Here is a 20662-nt window from a genome sequence, read left to right as displayed (position 1 = left end):
TTATAATTTTATGGTTTGTACAATAGGCATTTTAACCATAAGAAGCTAGTTCAAATTAAGCAATCCAATGGAATGTAACTGTGTACGGTTTACTTCTTCAATCTCTTATTGATCGTAGCGAAGAAAAGGGGAGGGACTGAATGCGAACGTTACAAGTGTAGTTGTATGTTCAGCGATAAAGAACGTTCTCCCCCTCGGGGGTTAATCTAAAGAGACCGTCGTTGGTCATTTGAGGGGGAGAATGATGCATCTGTCTTAATGGAGTACTACATCTTTTGTCTTGGTAAGGTTATGAAAATGAACTTTAAAATCGTTAGCGCCAGTTGTCCTTTTAAAAACATGTTGGCCAAAGAGTACTGGCGGTTCTAATGAAAATTTAATTTTTATACATTCAAGAACCCTAAATCTTTTACCGAGAAATTGACTAAGTTAGGAAAAATATAGTCCATTGCACTGTTATTCCGAACTCCCATCCATTTTGCGATAGTTGCACCAATTTGCTCCACAGAAGTCGTCGGAATCATTCGCCCTTTATTGAAATCATTATCCCCATCCAAGATTAACGATGGCCACTGTCCGTATAGTTGCCCACTATTTAATGCTCCGCCCATCACAAGATGATTGCTTGCCCAGCCATGATCTGTTCCGGTGCCATTGCTCGCTAAGCGTCGACCAAAGTCAGACATTGTCATTGTTGTTACTTTATCGCTCAGCCCTGCGGCTTCCATTGACTGATTGAACGCTGCAAGCGACTGACTCAAAGCACTCATCAATTCCGCATGGTCACTCAACTGGTTGGCATGTGTATCAAAGCCACCTAACCCGACAAAATAAACTTGCTTCTGATGCCCTAGTTGATCGCTCGACTTAATCAATCGTGCAACCGTATGTAACTGATGACTTAAAGAAATATCTGGGAAATGCCCTTCTTCAGGTATTGAATCAATCGCTGAAGCTAGTGTATCTCGTATTGAAATTGAATCACTCTTCACACGATCAAACTCTCTTCCAAACGCTGTCAGAGGAGATAGGTTCATCACCTGATCAAAGCTCTTACGGCGCTGAGCGTTGTTTATGGCATTCACTTTAGGCAACGACGAGGCATTAATAAGATTGGCACTATAGTCGCTGCCATTTAATAGCTGAGCGTACCCATTAAGGCTAAATGTTGGGCTAATTGTATCGGTATCGCTACTGAGTACGTCCATCATTCGACCTGCCCAGCCTAACGTTGTTGTACTTCCAGACCAACCGCGTTGCCACTCAGTTTGCTGCGAATTATGAGAGAATAAAAACGGTGGCATCGCATGCGTTCCGTCCTTTAACCCCGTTTTTGTGGAAGGTTCAATCAACACTCCGCTGTTTGAAATGGCAACCATTTTCCCGCTATTGAACAGACGTTGAGCATCAACCATTGATGGGTGTAAACCTAATGTTAGACCTGAGCCTGTATTCAATGACAAAGGCAATAATGATGCTTGTGAGATGGCAATATCTGGACGAGCTGCTGCGTATTCATCATAGTGTGCATTATCGTTGGGTACCAACATGTTAAAGCCATCATTTCCGCCGAACAAAAATACACAAACTAGCGCTTTATAATCATTATTTGGTAGCGCATGTGCAGAGCCAGTTCCCATCATTGAGACAACTGGTGTCGAGGCCATAGCCGCTAATAGTTGACGACGTGAAATCATTGGGCTAATTCCTCAATATGAAACTCTTGGCTAGTCACAACAATATACAGTGCATTGCGGACCTTTAAACTTTGCTGCGTATCGCGAAGGCTTTCTAAAGACTCCAATACCACGGCTCTGAGTGACTCACTCATTCTCAGAGACAGTAAACGCCTCTCAATTTCTTCGATCAATGCTGTGTGGTCATTAGCGATTGCTTCTAAAGGTGCTGTATTTATTACAATGCGTTTAGGATTATCTTCACTTTCGTAATTTGTTCTGCCCGTTGCATTCCAAAGCTGATTATTGGTGAGAATGAAATTATTCCAGCTCAGTATCTCGAACTCTGGTGCAACATCATTTGCGGCAGCTATCTCACCATTTGGGGCGTAGTCAGGAGAAAAGAAATTGAACACACTGGGCGAACCAAGTGGAGATTGTCCATAGGACCTGAACATATCTATAGAGTTATGGAATCGCCCGGAGGGATCGGCTGATTTTGCTTCAAATGCGCGGAAAAAGTTGGTCATCGCGATTATAGGCTCTTTCATCTTAGCGGGCGATCGAACACTGCCGCTAAGTGCTTCACGATCAGTTAGAATCCCGCGAATTACTGCTTTAAGATCACCTCTAACTCCCTCACCATTATCGGCGAATAGTGCACTAATTCGAGCAATATAAGCAGGAGAAGGGTTCGAGGTCACCAATCTTTGGATAAGGTGTTTACTGATTAACGGAGCCGTATTGTGGTGATTAAGCAACATATCCATCGCCTGAGCCATATCTTGCTCAGCGGTTTGTCCTTGTGCAAATACTTCGCCTATTACCACTTTTTCTTCATCATCATGGCGCTCAGGATAAGCGACCATTGGCAGGAACCAATTCCCATCTTTAGAGCCCCACGCTGGTCTAGCTTTCTCAGCTATGTGCCAACCAGTAAATACCCGTGCAAGGTTTTCTATGTCATCCTGCGAGTAAGTTGGAATCAATTGCCCCTGACTATCAAGTTTCTCTGTACCATCGGAATTTAATTCATAAAGCCCGATGCTAAACAGTTGCATAACTTCACGTGCATAGTTTTCATCAGGGAAGCGATTACTCTCTGGATCAGCCTTTTGATTAGCCATCATTGACAAATAATCGCCCATCGCGGCATGAAGAGTCACTGATTCAATCAGATCACGATAATTGCCAAAAGCATGCTTGATGAGTATATCGTAATAGTCGGTCATCTCTAACGCGCGACCACCCAAGCTAGCGCCATACCGTGAAATTACAAAAATTTCACTCAATGCAAACGCGACTCGCTGTCGTAATTGGTCTGGTGCATTAATGCTGATATCCCACCAAACTGCCACGCGATCTGCTTGGCTGTAAGTGTCTTTATCAGCTTCCAGCGGGTAAGATTTTAGGCGTGTTGAATGCAAACTTGCAGCCGCAGAAAATTGTTTATCTAGCCAATTGATATAGCCTAAGCTTTCTAATTCTTGATAGGAGTTTGGCTGTGGACCAAATGTCGAACGGTAGAGAAGGTCGTAACGCTGATCTTGAGTCAGGGAAGCTGGTTCAGGAGTACTACCATTTCCCGAACTGCTATCTTCTCCACCACATGCCGAAAGCAATGAGAGACTAACGAAGCATATACATAATTTGAAGCCAAAGCGCTTTAACATAAAAATTCAGAAATCTTATTACTGCAGATGATTTTCTGCACACTAACGAAGATCATCATTTACAGCAATCTAACCCAATATAAACTGTGCGACGGGTTCATATTTGACAATAAGGCACACTGCGAATTTATATTACTTTGTGATACGGAAATTTGATATTTACAGGGTGCAGGCAACTCATAGCAGCACAGATACATATTAACAAAATTCGATTGAGTTAAAGGTCTAGCGTAAAATCATTAGCTGACAGCTGCATCGATATTGACGTTAATAAAGCACAGTTTTGTTTCATCATTTAAGCCAAGTTTTATATGAATATAACAATATAGCTCTGAAAATAAGGGAGTTTTAAGCGAGCCTATGAGTTTACTACAATGAAACCTAGGGTATATCCCAATGCTAAAGTAGCAGATTATATCACGCCCCTGATGTAAGCAGTTAAGACCGTGAAGAGGGATACAGTGCGTAGTTTTTCAGTAGCAACCAATGGAGATATAAAAATGAGGCCTCGCGTTTGCGAGGCCTTGTATTATTACCGATTATTTAGTCAGTGTTGTAATATCGATGTGCGTGTTATGCCGTTTACCGTAGCATTACCGACGATATTTAGCTGACCGTCAGTGCCAAAGAATAAGAACTTAGGCACTGTGGTGTAAGTACTATTTCCTACGACGGTATCCGGAAGAGTAATAGTTTCTGATAGGTTCAAGTGGTTTGAAGTCAACACTATTACTTCGTTGCTTTCTCCTTCAAGAGAGTAAGCAATTTTGCTGCTATCGTGAGACTCATCCAGTGTCTGAATTGTAGAAGTGTAAGGCCACGCATTGAGTTCAGGTAAAGTGATCTTCCCTGCGTAAGTCATATCAAGCCCAGCGTTACTCGACACATTTAATCTCACTCCACATTGTGTGTATATGAATGTGCCCGTATGATTGAACCAGAAATCATCACAGAAACTGTAGTCACCATGGTAAGGTGAATCGACAGGGTTAATAGGATTTTCCGGGTCAGAAATGTCCGTTTTTGCGACATCTTCAGGACTAACATTAGTATCTAAACTATAGAAAGCTTGGCTGTTAGGGCTAATTTTGAGTACGGTTTTTTCGTAGTACCCCCAATCACTTGCGGACACAACCGAACCGCTTTCAAGATTAATGATTTGTAGGTCAACCCATTGATCCGTTTTTGGCAAAGTCCATACGTAATTACCATTGGTGGTTAAATCAAATACATCATGGGAATGGTAGATATTGGATACTTGGGTGTCTACTGGAGAGGAGGCGTTGTATTCAAGCATGGTTATCATCGCATCGTGGCCGACCACAAAGCGATTAGTACCATTGCTGTTATCGACAGTGATAGCTGAAGGCGATCTATAAAGCTCGATCTCATAGGCCGTAGCATCGTTCAGGCTATAAAAGTAGATCGCATCCTTTGGACTATCGGATACAACAGCAATTACATTTAATGTGTCGGAATAAATTGCATCGACAGTGTTGTGAAGTGGAGCATTTTCAAAATCGATAATAGAACTCGGCGTTGTTGGATTGCCTCCATCAGGATCTGGATCAGGATTTAGTGAAGTGTTATTGATCTTGTAGCTGACGGGAACGGTTAATGGGCTGCCTTCAATCGGGTAGTTACAGTTATAGTCGTAACACACGTCAACATTCAGAGTGGTGCTAAATGAGCCCAAACCAAGGACCGATGGCGTTTCTAAGTTCATAGTTAGGCCAATATTAGATGGACCAATAAAAGGTGTAACGGATGTTACAAATGAACTATTGGCTCGAGCTTCTACGCGGAGGTTGTGCAGATCAGAACCAGAAAGATTGATGGCGTCAGATACATTTTGGTATACGTTCACATCAGTGAGTTCTGCTACCGTTTCTATTGTAGGAGCGGCGAGATCCACTTTATGATCTAGTGTCACTTTGTTGGTTAAAGTGAGGGCGACTGGCGAGCCGGAATAGTGTTGGTTACAGTATTCATCGTAACAAATTGCGAACTGAGCTGTTGTGGAGTTTGTGCCGTTGCCGACTTCATAACCTGGCTTCATGTATACGCTGACGTGACCCGTTGCATCGTTATTGATGTTGTACTCAACCCGAGATATCAAACTCCCACTGTCACTCATGATGCCATAGTAGAGACCGTCTCCTGCGTTATATTTCACACTGAAAGGGATATTTACATAGGTTTGTTCAAACGCACCAGACTCCATTTGATAGCTGGTTTGTGCAACATTGACTGCACTAGTTGGTGAACTACCATCACTACCACCACAGCCAGTTAGAACTAATACAGATAAAGAGAGCGGTATCTTGTAAAAATTATTCCATGTCATATAATTTAATTCAATCCATAATGCATAAATCATTGATATATTTAATCATGTCAATGTAAATTTATGCAATATGTTTACTAGTGGTATTCGTCGCATTTCAAGCATAACTCTTCAGATCTACGTCATCATTTTAGACGCTCTTATTTCACTCTAAAACAAAGTATGATTTTTAGAGTGAAACTCGAAGGGAAGTAACTGAATGCGAACGTTACAAGTACAGCCAGATGTTCAACGATAAAGAACGTTCTCCCCCTCGGTCGTTAATCTAAAGAGATCGTTGTTGGTCATTTGAGGGGGAGTTAGAGGGGGAGGTTTTTAATGCTCAACTTGAATCTGAGTGTTGGTCATCATTGCGATTAGCTTGGCCACTCGTGCGCGCATCTCACGTCTATCAACAATCATGTCTAAAGCACCATGCTCGAGTAGGAACTCACTCTGTTGAAAATCGTCAGGTAATTTTTCACGTACCGTTTGCTCAATCACTCTGCGACCGGCAAAACCAATTCGGGCTTTAGGTTCACCTATATTGATGTCACCGAGCATAGCTATACTTGCCGAGACTCCGCCAAAGGTTTGGTCGGTTAACACGGATATATAAGGGAGCTTTGCATCGGATAATCGCTTTAACGCAGCACTGGTTTTGGCCATCTGCATTAATGCCATTAGCGATTCTTGCATGCGAGCTCCACCACAAGCCGAAAAGCAGACTAATCCACAATTAGCCTCAATGGCTGAGTTAACCGCGTCAACAAAGCGAGCACCCACAACGCTGCTCATCGAACCTGCCATAAAAGAAAATTCGAAAGCGCACGCCACTACCGGAAGCCCCAAAAGTTCTCCTTTTGCAGCGACTAGGGCATCTTTTTCGCCCGTGCTTTTTTGAGCAAGTGAGATACGTTCTTTGTAGCGTTTCTGATCTTTAAAATTGAGTAAGTCTTGTGGTTCATGTTGGCTACCAATTTCAGTCATCACTCCTTTATCCAAGAAGCTGTCTAAACGATAGCGTGCTGTCATCCTCATGTGATGATGACACTTTGGGCAGACTTCCAGGTTTTCTCTAAGGGCTAATCGGTATAAGACTTGATCACACGCAGAGCACTTGGTCCATACCCCTTCAGGAATTGAAGCTTTACGGGTGCTTATTATATTTTTCTTATCTAATAGCTTTTCTAACCAACTCATTGGAAACCTTATCCAGTTCACTTTAATGATGAGCATTGTATAAGCCTGTTTTTGGTAATAAAGTGCTTAATATTGGCTTTATAATCCTATCTGGTGGGATTGTTGGTGTGGGCGGATTATTGATATGGATGAGATTAATGGGAATGCTTGAGAAGATTGACCAACAATGGTTAAAAAGTTTTCATTGTGTTTATGAGAACAATAGCTTTAAAAGAGCGGCGGAGTTTTTGTGTTTGCCGACCTCAAATGTAAGTCGTCACATTGCTTTATTAGAAGAGCAGTTAGATGCTCGATTGTTCGATAGAACGACCCGTCGTATAGCCCCGACAGAAGCAGGCGAGCATCTTTATTTACGTACTCAGCCTTTGTTGGACAAGCTTAACGAAGCGCTTACGGAGGTAACGCAGCATTCACGTCATGTGGTGGGGCAGCTCAACATTCTAATGCCTGATTCACAGGAACTCGCTCAAGCCGTTGTTTCCTTCTGCACCAAATACCCCTCTATTTCATTGTGTTGCGATACAAGCATCAGTCCTAAAGAGGACTTGCTCGATGGATTTGACGTTATTCTGAGTTTTCATCGAGGGAAACTTGAGGATAATAATTGGATAGCGAAAGAGATTAAACGTTGGTCTAGCATTGTTGTGGCTTCCCCCAAACTTCTTCGCACATCCTCTAAGCCTTTTAAAATTACGGATTTGAAACATGTACCGTGTATTAATAGCTTTACCGCGCTAAACGGAACGCCATGGGTATTTAAGAACGAAACAGGTGAGGTGATTACTCAAAGAGTAAAATCTGCGTTTAAAGTGAATAGCGGACAACTTGCTAAAGCTGGCGCATTGGCTGGTTTGGGCTTTGCGATACTTCCTAAAGAACTCTGTCGTCAAGAGATCGAGACAGGCGAACTAGAGATCATAGAACTTGAATATCAACCTGAAGACTTAGTCTTATACGCCTTTTATGCATCAAGAAAGCACATAGCGAAAAAGGTTCCGGCTTTCATTGCGCACTTACAGGATCAAGGGAAGTAACTTGGATTTGTGTGTGAGCTTCCACTGTTAAACTCCTCTTAAGCTCACCTTGATTCAGTCTTCTAACGTTTCAATACACCCAAACCTGACCTTTTCGCTCAACCATTGAGCGAAATTGGTACAAATCTTCAACCTTTCCAAATGTGGAATCCACACTTCTTTTATTGGCTCTATTTTCCAATTGTGAATGGTTATAACCTAGTTTTCGTAGAAAAGAGAATCGAATAAGCCGTGAGCGCGGCGCGTCATAATGAATGAAAACTAGGCACAAGCATGAACGAAAATTTTTATAGATACGCGATTTACACTGTTTTTTCAGCGGCAGCATTTTTCTCCGCTTTTTTAGTCACCTCAGATAATGTTTCCCCTTTCACCACTCAAGCGACTTTGTATCGTAACGTAGCGACCATTGCGCCAGAAGTGTCCGGTGTGATTACCGATGTTATGGTTAGCAATGGCGAGTTGGTTGAAAAAGGTCAGCCATTATTTGCTATCGATGCCAGCAGCTACCAATTGAAAGTGGCACAAGCGAAAGCCGAACTGCATCAAACGCGTGATTCTGATTCAGCAAAGTGGCAGCAATTAGCCGCAGCGAAACAAACACAAAGCCAACGAGAGTTTGAATACCACAATGCGAAACAGAAACTCGCACGTAACCAAAAACTGCGTAACAAAGGGCTCGCGACTGAACAAGATCTTGATGACGCAATCACCAATACACAAGTTGCGAGTAGTGCGGTTGAAGCTGCGAACGCGGAAGTGAAACGTATTGAGGTTGAGCTCTCTACCCAAGACCGCACAGCGGCCATTGAATTAGCAGAAGCAAAACTTGCCAGTGCGGAACTGGATTTAGGCCACACTCAAGTCGTCGCGCAAACGGAAGGTGTCGTGACCAACTTACAATTGCAATCGGGCAGTTATATCACTCAAGGTACTTCATCATTGCTGCTGGTGGACGAAGCTCATGCGTGGGTCAGTGCAGACTTCAATGAGAAAGGCATTGGTAAGCTTACTAATGGTCGCGAAGTTTTGGTCTCTTTTGATGCGCTACCGGGCAAAGTCTTTACGGGTGAAGTGAGTAGCCAAGAGCGTGCGATTTACGACACCAATAACGCCAATGGCAAGCTGTCTAGCGTGACTAATGATACGCGTTGGATCCGTGAGCAACAGAAAGTACGTACCCGCATTACTGTTAACGAATTGGATCCTTCGATGATCTCAGGTTCACGCGCGAGTGTGATTGTTGAAAGCGGTAATCCAATAATGCACGTGATTGGCTCTGCTTGGATTCACTTGGTTTCAATATTTCGCTACATCTACTAGTAGGAGATGACGATGTGGACATTCGAAAACACCGCACAGGGTCATTCTCAACGTAATGAAGCGCTGCGTGTCGCACTAACTGTGACGATTTGTATGGTGTTGGGAAAGCAACTAAACCTAGACTCTCCCGTTTATCTGGCGTTGTATCCAACCATCATCATGACCAAGAACAAAGATTACTCTTGGCTTGGCCTGATCCGTACCTTGTCACCCACTTTATTGGCAGCAAGTACAGCATTGGTGGTGACTGACGTGTTTTCACAGCATCCGTTTGTGGTGTGGACCATTAGCCTGTTCTTCTTAGACTTTATGCGTCGTCGAGCCACTACGCCAGCGAAGAAAGGTAAAATGTTGATGCCAACCTTCAACTGGATCTTGATTGTGGTGTTTGCTCAGCACACCACCATGGATATGCCGATGCGTATTCATGAAATTTTGGTATCCATGTTGATTACCATGGTAGTAGCAAAAATCATGGTAGCTCTGTTCCCTGTTGAGCAAGGAAACAAGCCTCCTGTATTTAAAGAACAGCCTGTCACATTTGAGAGCAGAGCAATTTCACTCGCGTTGATCGGTCTTGGTTTGGCATTCTTGATGATTGTCGACATCATCTCTGCAACGTTCTGCATGGTGCCAGTGATTGCTGCTGCAACCCAAACCACACACAAAAGCTTTATCGACGTGGTTGACCGCCGTTTTCAAACTCAAGTAGGCGGCTGTGCAGTAGCCGTGGTGTTCACCTTGTTGATGGCAGGGCATCAGTCAACATTCGGTTACTACACCATAGTGTTGGGTTTATTTGCCTTTATGATCACCGCATCAATGGCCAAAGCGAAAGGTCTAGCGAGAGACGTTCATGCCGATGCGTTATTGGCGACCATGCTGCCGATTCAGTTGTATATGACCAGTAGCAATTTAGGGTTGGAAAGTACCTTCCTACGCGCTTGGGAGCTGACTGTGACTTTGTTTGTGCTGTGGGCTTTGTGTCATTTTGTTCGTAAGCCTACTGGTGAAGAGCCGGCACTCGTTCGCTAATAATCAAATCAGGCCAACCGATTATGGTCTGATTTGATTGCGCCTTTCATAAAATTAAAAAATGCTCTAACTCTGGCTGAATCTTCTAAATCTTTATGAGTCATCATCCATAGGTCTGTATTTTGGTGCATCACTTCCATATCCACTCTTTGCAGAGCTCTCTTACTATTACCTAAAAAGCAGGGTAAGTAGGCCAGCCCCATCTGATTTTCAGCCGCGATGATCAGGGGCTCAAAAGAGTCGGCTTTCATGACAATTTTGTCTTCCGAAATCAGTTCAGAAACCTGTAGCGAAGCACTGCCTCTATGCATCATTAACCAAGAGGCAGACTTTAAGGGGTGCTTACTCTTAAGGCCATTTATATATTCTGGCGATCCGTAAACACCAAAGGCAATTTTACTTAACTTGGTCCCAACCAAATGGGCTGGTAACTCATTTGCCGGGCGAATCGCGATATCTGCATCTAGGTGTGAAATATCCAATTGACGAGATGTGAGGCTGAGTTCTAACTGAATTTTTGGATAAAGCCGATGAAAAGCAGCCAAATGAGTACCCAGAATGAGGCGAGATAACGCATCGGTCGTCGTTATTCTTAGCGTTCCTTCTAGCTTCAATTCCTGTCCAAAAATCTTGTGTTCCAATTCTCTTACTGTGGATTCGATAGCGAGAGCTGACTCCAGAAGCTTTTGTCCTTCAACCGTTAGTTTGTATCCGGTAGGAAGTTTATGGAAAATTCGTAGTTTGTGACGATACTCAAAGGTGTCAATACGACGTAAAACGGTGCTGTGGTTTACACCAAGTGCTCTTGCCGCGGCCGATAGGGACCCTTCATTCGCCACTGTTAGAACATATTGCAGGTCATCCCATCTTATGTTGTGCATTTGCGCATATCCAAAGTGTTCAATTAGTGAGTTTACCAAAAATTTAGCACAGCTATAGTTATCTCAACAAGGCAACAAACAGAACTGAAGTTCAAAGCATGCACAGATGGCACTTCTAATCTCCCACGCATTGAGCTTCAAAATTGACAATCAGGAGAAAGAAAATGTTAAAGAAAAATCTACTTATCGGTCTAGCGAGTCTTCTGGCTTTCTTTCAACTCACTCCAGCCCTTGCAGATGAAACAAAAGCAGTCGATTCAGCGAAGACACTAGAAACGGCTCAAGCATTCTTATGGGCGGCAGGCTCTGGTGATATGGAAAAACTCGAGTCATTAATGGCCGATGATTTTGTCTGGCACAACGAAGGTGACGCCGACATCCCTTGGATCGGTAATTGGGAGTCAAAAGAAAAAGTGCTCAACACTTTCTTGCCTCTATTTGGCGCAGGTTTGAAAGTCACAAGCTGGTCAACAGACTATAGTTTTGTAAACGGCGACCAAGCAGTATTTATGGGCAGCATGAGTGCTATTGCTAATGAATCTGGTGTAGACACAGGTAAATTCAGCTGGGCAGTTCGAGTTCAGGTTGAAGATGGCAAAGTGAAGAGTTGGAACTGGCTTGAGGATAGTTACGCAGTATCTAAAGCTTATCACGCCAAACAGTAGCCACAGTGACCAATTAGGTAGTAAAGGCTCGGTATGCTGTAGACGTATATCGAGCTTAGCTTGGTTTTGAATAGCGACGCGATGGTAGAGCCGATTTAACAATCCGGCAGTTAAAAGGGCACCTGAAACTATCTTCATCAGGGTTTCAGCGTACGAGCCAAATAACGTACTTTGGCACTATTAAGTTTGGAGAAACTATTTATGAGCAATAAGCTAGCGAATGCGACTAATCTATATATGGAAGGTATCCGCGATGGTCATGCATTAGAGGCGGTAACGAAGTACACCGGTCAACGTTATACTCAACATAGCACTGGGGTACGCAATGGTATTGATGGTTTTGTTGAGTTCTTCGAACCCTTCTTAAAACGCTGTCCTGTTAGAGACATAAAGATCATACGCTCAATCGTCGATGGCCAATTCGTGTTTGTTCAAGCATTCCAAGATATTAATAATGGTGAGTATAAGTGGGTGACCACGGATTTATTCGATACCGATTATGACGATAAAATTATTGAACATTGGGATGTAATCTCTGCCTTCGAAGCTCAACCGACGAAAGGGGAAGGTCGACTGCAAGGGCCAATCAATCATACTGACTTAGATAAAACAGAAGAGAATAAAAACCTTATCCGTGATTTTTTATGTGATGTCATGGTACTAGGGCAGAAAGACAAGCTATCAAAGTACCTCCAGCACGAAGAGCTAGCCGTTTATCAAGCCTCAGATGTGAGCCCTTTGGATAGCTATATTGGTGGCTATGACCAAGTGTTCAAGATTGTCGGTCAAGGTAACTTCGTAGCAGCTTACAGCCGAGTTATTGATAATGGTCTCGAGGTTGCGCGTTTTGATCTATTCCGAGTTGAGGAAGGTCAAATTAAAGAGATATGGGTAAACCAAGAGCCCGTGCCACCAAAAGCAGAATGGGTAAATGGCGGAAAGTTCTAGAGTCGCTTTAAGGGGGTTACGCTAATAATGCTATCGCTAAAACAAAACGAAAAATGCGCATCCTTGCTAACCTTACTTGTTGTGTGTGTTTAACTTGTTAAATCTTAGCCAACATGTTTTGCGATGGAAGAATATTTACACTGTTTTACAACTCGGCTTAACGCTCAACAATGCAATCGCGCCCTTGAGATTTTGCGTCGTAGAGGGCGTTATCTGCTCTTTTAATTAATGAATTCCAGTCATCGTTTATGAGAGCTTGAGTCACGCCAATGCTGACAGTATACGTGCCAGAAGAGAGCTCTTGATTGGAGTTGTGTTTTGCGTGGTTTCTTATTCTTTCAGCTATTTGCATTGCTTGAATTTTATTCGCTCTAGGTAACATGACCACAAACTCCTCTCCACCATAGCGAAAGCAAAAATCGCTTGTGCGGCATGTATCTTCAAGAATTTGACCAAAGTGCTTAATCACATCATCTCCCTTGTCATGACCATAGGTATCATTAATTTTTTTGAAGTGATCTAGGTCGGCCATCAGTACAGAAATGTCACTCTCTCGGCCTGGTTGAACAAGCTTGGGTATCAGCTCTGCTAAGCCTCTACGGTTATAAAGGCCTGTTTGTTCATCAGTGATCGATGAACGATAGGTTTGCTTTAATAAACGATCAGTTAAGATCCAAAACACTGAAAATGCGAGGCTAATAATTGTGATTGTCATGATAACGAAAGACAATTTATGAATATCTGATATCAGGTAATAGTTTGAATTCGTTCCTTTGGTATGAGCAAGTATGCCCCTAATTGCCATATAGATAATGTTGATAAACAGGGTTAGGTTCAACAGGCACTTTGCTTCTCTGTTATCGTGCTTTTCCCCGGAATAGTTTGCACAGAGGGCTAAGATACATATCGTCACAACGAGAATACTTCGTGCCTCGATCCTAGAAGCAACAGAAGGCGCAATTATGGCGCTATAAAGGAAGAAGCTAATGCCAAGGGAGCTAATGATGATTGATATTACGAGAAAAGATCGACTTGCTCCTCGTAACACGGTTATGCCGACGAGTAACAAACCAAAAGCCGTTGCGTATGCACCATTGGAAAGAAAAACGATGGATTCTGAAGATTGAGTAACGCCGAACGAAAGTGGGGTAACACTGGCTCCTAACAGCAAAGCAGCATAAGCAATGTAATTCACCCCTAACGTGGTGCCTGCGAGTATATATTTATGAGTTAACAACATAGCACTCGCAACCGTGGCTGCTAACAAAGAGGTATATATAGCTAAGGTGTGTACATCCATGAAATCACCAACAACGTAAAAATGAACTCTCTCAATTCAGTATTGCGCAATTTGTATTATGAATGTTTAGTAGTTAATCATTATTAAACCATATGCTGATGCAGATCAATTTATGCTCAGGTGCATTGGCAAGCGTCGGGCAAGGTACGAGTTATTCCAGAGCCCAACCTTGGCTTTGTTATACCTTTATTTTAAATTCTCTAAACCCGATGTATCGACGCCTTTTAAGGTGTCTTTTGCTACGTCATCTAAATCGGTCGTTGTCGATTTTTGAGGATAACTAGCAGCGGCACCTTTACCGATCGCTGTTGCTTCCGCTTGTAGCTTTTTCCCCTCAGATTCACCCGCGATCCAGCCTTGCTTGTAGTCACCGTCTGATTCAAAACGCTTTCCATCTTTTATGTAGTTTTCGAAGCTATTGCCGCTTTCTTGCATGCCGCTATGTCTACCATCGTGAAAGCCCTGTATGTAAGAGGTGTTGTGACCACTCTCAATCAACGCACTATCACTTGTACCGCATCCGGACAAAATAAAAACCAATAAGATTATAAACAGTTTATTCATGCTCAAAGCCTCGGAACTCAGTCGTCTAAAAGATAAGAATAGACCAAGATCATCTCGCAAAGGCATAACAGCGCTCTAGGCAGGAAAGCTAGTTTGAGAATCATGATATTCAAAACTTGAGAGAGTAGAGTTACTACTGCCTTATTAGATCTAGAACGATAGCAAATCACTGGTCGGTAATTTGCTATCAAACACAGAGTGAATATCCGTTGTGTATATTGGAAAGCTTAAAGGCTAAGACTGGACGCCTTATTTCCTATTTGAACGGTTAGCGATAAAACTCAATATCACGACCGCAATACTAAAGCCCACAACACCCATCCAACCCGCACGTTCAAATGCCTGAATTCCCACAAATGAACCAAACGCACCACCGAGATAGTAAGCAAGCATATAGATTCCGTTGATACGACTTTGAGCTTGGGGGTCAATTGAGAATACGCGTACTTGGTTCGATACTTGAGCGCTGAATACCCCAAGGTCGATGAGGATGATACCGACGATCAATCCAGCCAATGTGTCAGCGAAAAGACCCGATATAACAAAACCAGCAGTAATAATAACTAACGCCATGCTGATCATGTTTCGAGAGCCAAACTTGCTTACCAGTGACCCTGAAACTTTGGCACCAATTACCCCAGCAAGTGCAATAACACCAAACATTCCTGCCTGTTGTGCATTGTAATTAAACGGAGATTCACTGACGTGCAGAGCTAACGTTGCCCACAGCGCATTGAACGAAGCAAACCAAAGCGCGCCAGTTAAAGCGGAAGTACGCAATGTCGCATGCTGCTTGATTAACGTGGCCATGCTCGCAACCAGTTTAAGGTAAGGTATTTTAGTTGTCGGCGTGTTCGTCGTTAAAAAGGCATACAGCAACACACCAAAGACCATCGCAATACTTGCAGACATCATAAATACCGCTCGCCACCCAAACTGCTCACCGATGAACCCACTGAGTGTGCGAGAAAGCAAGATGCCCACAGTTAGGCCAGTCATTAACGTTCCAATGACTTTCCCTTTCGTTTCAGGAGTACTTAATGACGCTGCAAATGGAATCAGTTGCTGAGTGATGTTGGCGCTCAAACCAATCGCAAAACACGCAACAACCAGAGCCACTAAGCTAGATGCAGTAAACGCGACAAAAGATGACAACACCAACATGACAGACAAGATCGCTATTAGGCGTCTTCGGGGTAACGTGTCTCCTAATGGCGATAAGAATAACAATGCCACTGCATAACCAATCTGACCTGCAGCTGGCACTGCGCCTAGCTGTTCGCTTGTTAACCCTAGCTCTGCGCCGATCTTAGGTAAGATAGGTTGGTTATAATAAAGGTTCGCAGCAGTTGCCGAGACTGCGCTCGACATCAGTAACAAACGTCCTGTGCTCAACACTTCTTTAGTCGCTTTTGACATGGTGACACCTTAACTTTGGTTCATCGTTTTAATGAATGATTTCGATGAGCTAAGTCTAAGGTTAGCGATTGAATAACAAAAATAACCATTTGATTTAAATTCTATACGAATCTGGTATAGATAACTTTCTAAGCCATGTTTTGTTGAATCGCCTCAATCTCACTCTGTACGACAGCAACAAATATACTGGCCGTGGGGGATAGAGTATGCGAATGGTGTGTCATCACTAATGGCATTTGTACGTCCACAGATTCAAGATTAACAAATACACATCCCTCACTGCGTAAATCACGAATTGCATGCGGAGCGATAGAGACACCTAAGCCAGAAGATACTTGAGTCAACACGGTTTGCATGTTGTTGGGTTGTTTTTTTATATTTGGAGAGAAGCCAGATAGGTCACATTGAGTAATTATGGAGTCAAATAACCCTACCGCTTGTTCACGTTCAAATAAGATGAAAGGGTCTTGCTGCAGTTGTTTTATTTGAATTGTGGAGTATTGAGCCAGTTCGTGGGTGACGGGCAAAACGGCAACAAGCTTATCCGTATAAATCGTCACCGAGGTGTAATCATCAACAAGCAGGTTCGGCAGTGGACGAGAGAAGCTAATATCGATCTCTCGTTTGTCCAGAGCTTCGATCTGTTCAGAAGCCGTCATCTCAACAAGATCAACATCAATATTGGGGTTTTCAGCAATATACTGTCGAATTAAACGAGGCAAAAAGCTCAGAGTTGCGCCTCCAAGATAACCAATAGTTAAAGTACCAATACAACCAGAAGAAGCTCGAATCGCGGACTGTTTGGCTTGTTCCGTTTGTTCGATGAGTCTAATCGCATCTTTAAGTAAGTGCTGCCCTGCGGCGCTAATGACGACTTCTCGAGATGTACGGAAAAATAAGCTGACTCCAAGCTCATGTTCAAGGCTTGTGATATGGCGGCTAATGGCAGGTTGAACGGTATTCAACTCTTTTGCAGCTTTTGAAAAACTGCAATGTGTCGCGACAGCCACAAAGCTTTTTAGTACTTTGATTTCCATATAGCCTCAATATAAACCTAGGTGATAAAAAAGCGCTTACGTGCGCCTATATTGCTTTTATTATCAATCACAAAGACCTTGCTAGCAAACCATAGGGTAACAACGTTTGCAAGGCTCTGGTCACTTGTGAGAGTGGGGCGATAATCCTACGTATTCAGCTTTCAAGCTTTTCGTTTTCAAGCTCTTCGTTTTCGAGATTGCGCCGAACTAAATCGTGCATTTGTTTTACAGTCATCAGTGCTAACCAGATGATTTCTTCTACTGAACGTTGCCCAGCTGCAGACATTGGGTGGTCGGTGTCAGTTTGATTGGTGAGCGCGGGCAGCTCATGGACGCGGTTATCACGAATGGTATTGATCAAGGCGTCCATAGCATCATGAATCAAACTCTCTACTTGTTGCGAGCCTTGGTATTGCGTGCCTTTTCTGACCAGCGGAATCAGCAAGCAGAGGTAATGGCTTAACAATCGATAGTGGCTCAGCATATCTTCATAATAATGAGGGTCGGCGCGAGTGTGTTTTGGCTCTTGCTGCATCTCGTTGTAAATCAGCTCTAGGTCGCTTTCGGCGGTTAGCATAGCGGCACGTTGCTTGGTTAGCGCAGTATGGTCATGGTGTTCGGTGCCAATTTGGAGCTGTTCGTAGCAATACACAAATAAGATTTTTGAACTATTAAGCGCTTTTAACGCTTGAGTGTGGATCTCTTTGCCTCGCCATTGCGGCCATAACAAGCTATATCCGAGCAGAACAATCGCACCACCGACTACGGTGTCGATAACGCGTGGCGCGGCAAAGTCGAGCCCTTGGTGCGCCATGGTTTGATACACCAAAATCAATAGCGCCGTAATACAGCCAATGGCTAGCGAGTAATGGCGCATAATATTAAGCATCGCGACAGGCAAGAGGATGACGATAAGCGAATACATCGCGGTCGTCGGTACACCAATGTGAATCAAAGAGGTCGCGAACAGCACACCAAGCGCCGTACCTAAACAGCGTTGCCACGTTTTACTGCGTGTCGCTAAGAAGCTTGGTTGAATAACCATTAGCATCGAAATCAGAACCCAATCAGGGCGAATCAATTCAAAGTATTCCGCAATTCCAGCGCCAAGTGCGAACATTAAACCGATACGGGTAACATGACGCCATATTGGATTGCCTCGGCTTGGCAGGCGAAAAGATAGCTCGAACGGCTGTACTTCAAAAGAACGTTCATAAGCGGGTTCATTAAGCTCAATACGGCGAGAGATGTGCTTAACGGCGAATGCCCAATAACGAAAGCGGGGTTGGTCTTCGAGCTTGACCGCTTCAATCAAGTCGTCGGCTTCTTGTTGTAATGAACTTAAATGCTTCATCTCTTCGTTTGTGTTAAGCAGAAGCTGTTTGGCTTTGTGTCTTAACCTTTGCTGGCAATGTTGGCTCCATACCAATAGCAAGTCTCGTTTGTGTTTATTGGATTGAAATTGGCTTAATAGATCGGGATTTGTTGTGTGGCTGCTGATTATCACTTCAAACATATCAAGCGCGAGGAACAAGGCTTGTCGGAGCGAGTTAGCATCTTCTTGTTTAGATCGAAAAGATTCAGATTGAAGAGCCTGTTGGAACAACTCGATGAGTTGGTATTTGATGCGTCTTTTCGGTGCATCACTTTCGCTACCTAACAAGAATGCTTGTCGATATTGGATGTAGTCTGCCAAGGTTTCGTAAATCGCGGACAGACACACGCGCAATGCATAGTGCTTCCATAGCGCAAACCAAAGCCAGCTAAACAGCGAAAAAGTAAGGGGGCCAAGTACCAACATCGGGTACAAGCTTAACGCTGTGTTGGAGTTATGAAGCGACAGACTGACCACAGCAATCAGGAGGCTAGACATGCCGAGCCTCGCCCAGAATGGACCGTTTACCGCCGCACTGGCAAGCAATGCACCCATAGCACCATAAGTCACCCATAAAGGCAGTCCGCTTTTCAGCAGAGCGTAACTAACGGCCAGAGTCATGCCCCAAGCGGTTGCGGTGATCGCAAAACGTGTCCATCTCCTTGGCCCAGCTGCGTCGAGTCCACTAATCAGGGCGGCTGGCATGGTCATCAGCGCGGTCATGGCGATAGTGGTTTGATTCGACAGCACCCCTAAACCGAGAAACAGCACAATGGCACTGGTGGCGCGAAGCCCAAGGTTAATAGAAGGGGAGTACCAGACTTTACGCAAAATGGCAGGAGAAAACGTCATAGACCCTCGTTATTTGTTTGATCTTAATGAGTGTAACGCCAAATCTGTTTCCGCGCTGTCTTCAATCACAGATTGATAAATTAAAGCACAACAAACCTTTAGGTGAGATTCGACTCACCACACCTTCCTAGCTTTTCCTAGCTGAGTCAGTTGGCTCTATGCTCAAACAGAAGCTACATTTGATTTTATAGCTCAAACTTTTTAGTCACAGAAAAGACGGATATCGAACAATATGGTGGGCGATTACTGATCACCCCGAGAGGTAAAGATAAAGAGTCCGCCAATACGTTTCGAGGCTCTTTTCGCGTTTTACAATTCTTCATATAAGCCTCCTTTGTGTGTAAATATTCAACTTGCTAAACGATCTTAAATGGATGAACAAGGACAGTGAATCATGCCAGATATTTTGAACAATTCTTTGGAAATAACAGGTGACCCGATAGACGACAAACAACTTTTCTTTCTTAGGTTTTTTAGTGAAGTAAGTATCGATGACACAGTAAAAACACCTGAGCAAATCAGAAAAAATAGAAAGGTGCTGAACAAAGTCAGAAAAATAACGAATGAGGTGAAGGACCTATCAAAGTCGAATGATAGCGATAATGGGCAAGCGGTAGGTGACACATCAAATGAGATCTTCGCTCAGGTAAACAGGACGGTTCAAGGCGTTCCTGGATTGGAGTTATTACCTTCAAACGTATTCACCGAGATGAAACCTTTGATCTTTGACTTAGTCAGCGATGTTTGGGAAGAATTTGCTCCTTTCATTAAAGACACCAAAGGGATAGTTCAAGGCGCATATAAAGGAGTGAAGGGCGTTTCACTCTATAAGAAAGCGACCAAGGTGATATCAGTAGCGGATAGCCAAGGGCAGATGACGCTACGAGTGGTGAGAAGAAAAATTAAAGCGACAGCCTTAGAAGACGGGTTGTTGGAGTTTTCTTTTAATTCCGCAACGTTAGTGGTCAATATCGTTTCTTTGGGTACTGCCTCACCAGCGACAGCCATAGCAAGAGCGGCGAAGTCGATTTGTCAGTGGTGCGTTAATTACATTTACAGAAAGATTACTATCGCCCGATACAAAGCTTTCCAAAAAGAATGCCTGAGAATGTATCTGAACAAGAGCACTATTACTGGCCTATCTTGCTGTACGTTTTTCAACAAGAGCATCCAAGATATACCCGTTGTTGCGATGATGTGGATTCTACACCCTCTGGTCAGCTCTAAAGAGGAGGTGCTCATTGGCGTGTTGGATCGTATCCGCCCCATGAACCCACAGGGCGAACTTGCTAATGTTTGAAGTTCCAGGGTAAGAGCGCATCGATATCAGGCTCAGCTTGCGCTAGCTCTT

Annotated in this window: 16 protein-coding genes; 6 read left to right on the top strand and 10 right to left on the bottom strand. The window is 43.6% G+C overall.

The window, feature by feature from the left end; translation table 11 throughout:
* Positions 1-383: 383 nt before the first annotated feature.
* The 4 genes from IQQ51_RS00805 to accD form a co-directional block, all read right to left on the bottom strand.
* Positions 384-1697 (bottom strand): DUF1501 domain-containing protein, encoded by a 1314-nt coding sequence (locus IQQ51_RS00805; protein ID WP_048611714.1) that lies wholly within the window; start codon positions 1695-1697, stop codon positions 384-386.
* Positions 1694-3349, bottom strand: coding sequence for a DUF1800 domain-containing protein (locus tag IQQ51_RS00800; RefSeq protein ID WP_193840110.1), 1656 nt, complete (start codon positions 3347-3349; stop codon positions 1694-1696). Before IQQ51_RS00800 ends, IQQ51_RS00805 begins: the two co-directional genes overlap by 4 nt.
* Before the next feature lie 547 nt (positions 3350-3896).
* Complete coding sequence (locus tag IQQ51_RS00795) at positions 3897-5696, bottom strand: hypothetical protein (RefSeq protein WP_193840109.1); 1800 nt, start codon at positions 5694-5696, stop codon at positions 3897-3899.
* 315 nt (positions 5697-6011) lie between these two features.
* Positions 6012-6878, bottom strand: coding sequence for an acetyl-CoA carboxylase, carboxyltransferase subunit beta (gene accD, locus IQQ51_RS00790; RefSeq protein WP_193840108.1), 867 nt, complete (start codon positions 6876-6878; stop codon positions 6012-6014).
* A gap of 137 nt (positions 6879-7015) precedes the next feature.
* On the opposite strand from accD, the gene IQQ51_RS00785 reads away from it, so the two are divergent.
* The 3 genes from IQQ51_RS00785 (at position 7016) to IQQ51_RS00775 (ending at position 10270) form a co-directional block, all read left to right on the top strand.
* Positions 7016-7912, top strand: a complete 897-nt coding sequence (locus IQQ51_RS00785; protein WP_193840121.1) for a LysR family transcriptional regulator — start codon at positions 7016-7018, stop codon at positions 7910-7912.
* A 273-nt stretch (positions 7913-8185) separates the two neighbouring features.
* Positions 8186-9235 carry an HlyD family secretion protein gene (locus IQQ51_RS00780; protein WP_193840107.1) on the top strand — a complete coding sequence of 350 codons (1050 nt, stop codon included), beginning with the start codon at positions 8186-8188 and terminating at the stop codon, positions 9233-9235.
* Between the two features lie 12 nt (positions 9236-9247).
* Positions 9248-10270 (top strand): DUF2955 domain-containing protein, encoded by a 1023-nt coding sequence (locus IQQ51_RS00775; protein ID WP_193840106.1) that lies wholly within the window; start codon positions 9248-9250, stop codon positions 10268-10270.
* Positions 10271-10278: 8 nt separating this feature from the next.
* On the opposite strand, the gene IQQ51_RS00770 is transcribed toward IQQ51_RS00775, so the two are convergent.
* Entirely contained in the window at positions 10279-11151 is an 873-nt protein-coding gene (locus tag IQQ51_RS00770) for a LysR family transcriptional regulator (protein WP_050650109.1), read from the bottom strand.
* 164 nt (positions 11152-11315) lie between these two features.
* Here IQQ51_RS00770 and IQQ51_RS00765 point away from each other — a divergent pair, with 164 nt between their 5' ends.
* The gene (locus IQQ51_RS00765; protein WP_193840105.1) at positions 11316-11816 is read left to right on the top strand and encodes a nuclear transport factor 2 family protein; all 501 of its coding nucleotides are present in this window, start codon (positions 11316-11318) and stop codon (positions 11814-11816) included.
* Positions 11817-12017: 201 nt separating this feature from the next.
* Positions 12018-12764 (top strand): nuclear transport factor 2 family protein, encoded by a 747-nt coding sequence (locus IQQ51_RS00760; RefSeq protein ID WP_048609115.1) that lies wholly within the window; start codon positions 12018-12020, stop codon positions 12762-12764.
* Between the two features lie 157 nt (positions 12765-12921).
* On the opposite strand, the gene IQQ51_RS00755 is transcribed toward IQQ51_RS00760, so the two are convergent.
* The 5 genes from IQQ51_RS00755 to IQQ51_RS00735 form a co-directional block, all read right to left on the bottom strand.
* Positions 12922-14064: a sensor domain-containing diguanylate cyclase gene (locus IQQ51_RS00755; RefSeq protein WP_193840104.1), complete on the bottom strand. Its 1143-nt coding sequence runs from the start codon at positions 14062-14064 to the stop codon at positions 12922-12924.
* Between the two features lie 186 nt (positions 14065-14250).
* The gene (locus IQQ51_RS00750) at positions 14251-14628 is read right to left on the bottom strand and encodes a hypothetical protein (protein WP_228012631.1); all 378 of its coding nucleotides are present in this window, start codon (positions 14626-14628) and stop codon (positions 14251-14253) included.
* A 249-nt stretch (positions 14629-14877) separates the two neighbouring features.
* Positions 14878-16047, bottom strand: coding sequence for an MFS transporter (locus IQQ51_RS00745; RefSeq protein WP_193840103.1), 1170 nt, complete (start codon positions 16045-16047; stop codon positions 14878-14880).
* Positions 16048-16175: 128 nt separating this feature from the next.
* On the bottom strand, positions 16176-17084 hold the full coding sequence (locus IQQ51_RS00740) for a LysR family transcriptional regulator (protein ID WP_193840102.1): 909 nt from the start codon (positions 17082-17084) through the stop codon (positions 16176-16178).
* 154 nt (positions 17085-17238) lie between these two features.
* A complete protein-coding gene (locus tag IQQ51_RS00735) occupies positions 17239-19311 on the bottom strand; it encodes an FUSC family protein (protein ID WP_193840101.1) in 2073 nt (690 codons plus the stop codon).
* A gap of 394 nt (positions 19312-19705) precedes the next feature.
* Here IQQ51_RS00735 and IQQ51_RS00730 point away from each other — a divergent pair, with 394 nt between their 5' ends.
* The gene (locus tag IQQ51_RS00730) at positions 19706-20611 is read left to right on the top strand and encodes a hypothetical protein (RefSeq protein WP_193840100.1); all 906 of its coding nucleotides are present in this window, start codon (positions 19706-19708) and stop codon (positions 20609-20611) included.
* Positions 20612-20662 lie beyond the last annotated feature (51 nt).

The organism is Vibrio sp. OPT18, from assembly GCF_015163615.1.
Lineage (GTDB): Bacteria > Pseudomonadota > Gammaproteobacteria > Enterobacterales > Vibrionaceae > Vibrio > Vibrio coralliirubri.
The sequence above is the reverse complement of the archived record's forward strand: the minus strand, read 5'-3'. Positions and strand labels throughout refer to the sequence as shown.

What these genes read in the sequence shown, in the direction of transcription:
- accD (WP_193840108.1), bottom strand. Translation starts at nt 6,878, where the DNA reads ATGAGTTGGTTAGAAAAGCTATTAGATAAGAAAAATATAATAAGCACC.
- IQQ51_RS00760 (WP_048609115.1), top strand. Translation starts at nt 12,018, where the DNA reads ATGAGCAATAAGCTAGCGAATGCGACTAATCTATATATGGAAGGTATC.
- IQQ51_RS00775 (WP_193840106.1), top strand. Translation starts at nt 9,248, where the DNA reads ATGTGGACATTCGAAAACACCGCACAGGGTCATTCTCAACGTAATGAA.
- IQQ51_RS00745 (WP_193840103.1), bottom strand. Translation starts at nt 16,047, where the DNA reads ATGTCAAAAGCGACTAAAGAAGTGTTGAGCACAGGACGTTTGTTACTG.
- IQQ51_RS00755 (WP_193840104.1), bottom strand. Translation starts at nt 14,064, where the DNA reads ATGGATGTACACACCTTAGCTATATATACCTCTTTGTTAGCAGCCACG.
- IQQ51_RS00805 (WP_048611714.1), bottom strand. Translation starts at nt 1,697, where the DNA reads ATGATTTCACGTCGTCAACTATTAGCGGCTATGGCCTCGACACCAGTT.
- IQQ51_RS00800 (WP_193840110.1), bottom strand. Translation starts at nt 3,349, where the DNA reads ATGTTAAAGCGCTTTGGCTTCAAATTATGTATATGCTTCGTTAGTCTC.
- IQQ51_RS00770 (WP_050650109.1), bottom strand. Translation starts at nt 11,151, where the DNA reads ATGCACAACATAAGATGGGATGACCTGCAATATGTTCTAACAGTGGCG.
- IQQ51_RS00785 (WP_193840121.1), top strand. Translation starts at nt 7,016, where the DNA reads ATGGGAATGCTTGAGAAGATTGACCAACAATGGTTAAAAAGTTTTCAT.
- IQQ51_RS00765 (WP_193840105.1), top strand. Translation starts at nt 11,316, where the DNA reads ATGTTAAAGAAAAATCTACTTATCGGTCTAGCGAGTCTTCTGGCTTTC.
- IQQ51_RS00730 (WP_193840100.1), top strand. Translation starts at nt 19,706, where the DNA reads ATGCCAGATATTTTGAACAATTCTTTGGAAATAACAGGTGACCCGATA.
- IQQ51_RS00735 (WP_193840101.1), bottom strand. Translation starts at nt 19,311, where the DNA reads ATGACGTTTTCTCCTGCCATTTTGCGTAAAGTCTGGTACTCCCCTTCT.
- IQQ51_RS00795 (WP_193840109.1), bottom strand. Translation starts at nt 5,696, where the DNA reads ATGACATGGAATAATTTTTACAAGATACCGCTCTCTTTATCTGTATTA.
- IQQ51_RS00740 (WP_193840102.1), bottom strand. Translation starts at nt 17,084, where the DNA reads ATGGAAATCAAAGTACTAAAAAGCTTTGTGGCTGTCGCGACACATTGC.
- IQQ51_RS00750 (WP_228012631.1), bottom strand. Translation starts at nt 14,628, where the DNA reads ATGAATAAACTGTTTATAATCTTATTGGTTTTTATTTTGTCCGGATGC.
- IQQ51_RS00780 (WP_193840107.1), top strand. Translation starts at nt 8,186, where the DNA reads ATGAACGAAAATTTTTATAGATACGCGATTTACACTGTTTTTTCAGCG.